Annotated in this window: 1 protein-coding gene and 1 pseudogene; one reads left to right on the forward strand and one right to left on the reverse strand. The window is 59.7% G+C overall.

The genetic code is table 11. The annotated features are described in order from the left end of the window. Positions 1-843, forward strand: an 843-nt coding sequence (locus HTS88_RS22080) for a hypothetical protein (protein ID WP_217432829.1), incomplete at its 5' end; no start/stop codon positions are given. Between the two features lie 262 nt (positions 844-1,105). On the opposite strand, the pseudogene HTS88_RS21840 reads toward HTS88_RS22080, so the two are convergent. Continuing rightward, positions 1,106-1,507 (reverse strand): annotated as a pseudogene (locus tag HTS88_RS21840) (transposase); the annotation flags it as partial. Positions 1,508-3,458 lie beyond the last annotated feature (1,951 nt).

Raw genomic sequence — 3,458 nt, forward strand, 5'->3', positions numbered from 1 at the left:
GATAGCACATCCGATGTCTCTGGAGGAACCTTGAGAAGATACGCCGCTATCCCTGCACTTGTTGTGATTCTCGTCTCTGGCTGTGGTGCACCCCAACCCGCGCCGGAAGCTTCGGAGAGCCCCTCATCCAGCGGTTCCTCTCAGAAACCAGAACCCTCGGCCGTCACGCAGACCTCCAAGGCTGTGTTCCAAGTTTCGGAAAAGACGGCGTGTACGCAGCTTCTTGGGACTGATTCTGACGGTCCACTCTTTGGAGTCGTTTCCCTGGTAACGGAACTTGACAGCGAGAGCGATGGGGCTGCTGTGGTCGAAAAAGCCCGCCTCCTTGACGAGGAGGTGTCAGGCATAGGTGAGCATGCTCCGGATAACTTGGTCCCCCTGCTGGCAGCACTTTCCGGCCCTATGGACGACATTATCGGCCTAGCAGACGGGACGCAGACGTCCTCCGATTTGAACTTGCCTGCGTGGAAAGCGGCAGCAACAGAACTCCTGACCCTTTGCGGCCCCTATGACAGGGGGCCAGGTAGTCGGGCTGCTCCAGCACCTACAAAATCTAAAGCAGACGAAATCAGTGCCGCCTACCCCGGCTACCCGCTGATAGTGAATGTTGCATCACTCGACTGGCGAGTGAGGAGCTCCCTGGAAGGGAAACTCGTCAACGGCCAAGTCGTTGCTCTCGCACCGGGGCTTTACACGCCATTCAACCCGAATGTCCGTGACCTTAAGTCCTATTACGAATCCGGCAGTGTCACTGGAGATTCCGCGATGAAGAATGCGGTGCTTCCCAACATGGGTGGCTCGACTTGGTCCGGTGTCCTACCTGGATCGGACGAACCTCAATAGAAATGAGTGCGTCAAAGGCTTGCCCCGCATTGTTGTCGCGCTAGGACTTGCCTCGGCAGCTGCGGCGAGGGCTGCGAAGTGGATATGAAGGGTCACCGGCGGAGTCTATGCGCTTTCCCGCCTGGCAGTTGGCGACTTTAGTGCCCATAGTGTCGGTTAGGCGTTGTCATCGCATTCTCAGAAACGAAGAATTCTGAGCCACACAACGAATCGAGAATATCTGGGCCGATCGCTCATCGGAGTTGTGACTTTCGGCGGTAAATGTTTCCGCGACGACCTCGGCGATGGCCTCCATAATCCGGTGTGGGTTATCCGACCTGGCCAGACGCTTCCGCCAGTACGTCAGCGTGCTCGGACGGAATGCCGTGTCGGTCAGCCCGTACCCGCACACGGCCTTCCAGCGCAGATCGTACGTCAACGCCTCCGCTGTTTCCCGGTCAGAGAGGCCCTGCAACGCCTGCAACACCAGCACCGAACCGATCACCGGCGCCGGAACCGACGGCCGGCCACACCGCGACGGAAACAGATCCTCCAGCATCGAATCCGGAAACAGCCGACCCCGATGTTTGGCCAGAAAAGCGAAGACACTGCCCGGAGCCAGCAACTCCCCGGCCAGCGCCTCCACATCCAAATACCCGCGTTGAGCGTCCTCGCGTCCCTGCATAAGACCAGTCTTAACAACCAGCTACACCAGCCCAGCCGACGCGCCCGACATCCGCCGATTTGTTCAGCAGTCTCCTAGGTCGGGCAGTCCGTTCCCCATGTGGACGTTGCTCATGGGAGGCCCACTCCGTTTCGTCGTCGCAGACTTGGGTAGGCACTTCTGGCACCCAACCTCATGACCACAAGGTCTGAGGTGCGGTCGTACTGATCCTGGCTTGCCGGGATCAGGTGCTCTGCAGTCTTGGCGTCGTGGCAGGCTGTGCAGAGCAGCTGAAGGTTGCCCGGTCGCTGGAGTCGCGTCGATGTGGTCGATCTCCTCGCCGGCGCCACCGCACTTCACACATACCCGGTCCCGTTCGATGACCAGGGCCCGAACGTCGAGGGGTAACCGCCTGGCTTTCGAGTTGTAGCCGCCGGCCAACATATAGGCGAGACGAACCCCAATGGCGTAGCGGACATCAGGATCGGCCTCGAACTTCCCGTTCCGCGACGTCTTCTGCCAATACCGGATCATATTGGCCGTGTCCTGGTACAGCACGCCGCAGTACAACCAGGGCCGGTGTTCCAGATCGTCGGGCAGCGGCTCGATCAGGGGCGTGTGCCTCGACTCATCCGCCGGCGGATACTCGTGGGACAATGTCGCCGGGGTCGTGAAGAGTGCCCACTAACCGTGCGCGCCGTCCACGAGTGGTTAGTCGGGGGAGCGCTGGAACCCGGAACCGCCCGGTCGGTATCGTCAACCGGACCGGCCGATGATGGCCAGAAAACCGGTTGACCCCGGAAAACCTACCGTTTTGGGGTGAAAAACCACCCTCTGCCACCCGTGTACCGACCGCCGGTCGGTACTTTTTATGCCCCGTTTTGCCGCGGATTCTAGGGGTTTTTGGGTGCCCGGAAGGGCGAATACCGACCAGACCGACCGGGGAACAACGTCTCCATAAGAGAACAGTGATGTGTTGTGTTTTGGGAGGGGAAACATCATCACTGTGGCCCTATGTGTATGTGTGTGTTTTAAGGTAGGTAAGTAGGTATAGATAGATAGAAGGGCCCTTTCGCCCTTTGTTTCCGGGCTTCTTGATTCCGAAATTCTCCCTACCACCCGGTCGGTAGTGGTCGGTAGCGGTAGGGAACCCTTTTATGGCCAAAACCAGCCCGGCAACCTCGATGTGGCCATCAGCACTTGGTTCTTGGTGAAGGAGGCACCCCCATACCTGCAAAAAAGAGCACCCGACGGGCCACAGCTACGGGAATCAAGACCAAGACAGCTACGAGTGCTGCTCGCAAGACCACATCAGTCTCCGCTCCCAACTAGGAAGTCCGCTGCTAAAACAGCCAGCCCGGAACCCGCCACACGTTCGACCGCCGCCCGGCGGTCCGGGAGGCACCCCGGTCCGCAGCGACAGTGGCCCTGGACGACGCCAATGAGACCATCCCCCAGGTCAACGACGGTCCCATCCTTGACCGGCCTCCCGCCACCGGTTCGGGCGCCTCGACACCTTTGACCAAAGGGACCATGAACGGGCGGGTTGCCTATGGCCGTAGACCTACGCATGGACTCATGTGGACGGGGAGGTACGTCCGGTCGGCGGTTTAGTTTCGGCGCCGTCCAACGGCCTCTAAGGGTTGCTACTTGAAATCTTCATAGTGCAAAAAGACTCGCAACAAGCGCGTCGCATTGACGGACGCGAGGGCTGAATAACGCCTTTGACCGCCGTCACGGCCGTTGCCGCATAGAGTTCCGTATGCGGCGGCCTCGAGAACGATGGGCTAGAGCGCATGAGGTGCCGATCGAAGGCGTTGTTTCTTGAGAACTGAATAGAGAAGTCTGGTCCGCGGCTTGAGAGTGCCTAATCGGCCTGCGACTCGGGGCCTTACGCAAGAACGCCGCGGTGTTCTGCAGGCGAATGGCCGTGGCCGAGGGTGCGGGTGGAAGGGTGTTTGAACGTTGCCGC

This window comes from Pseudarthrobacter oxydans (assembly GCF_013314975.1).
Classification (GTDB): Bacteria; Actinomycetota; Actinomycetes; order Actinomycetales; family Micrococcaceae; genus Arthrobacter; species Arthrobacter oxydans.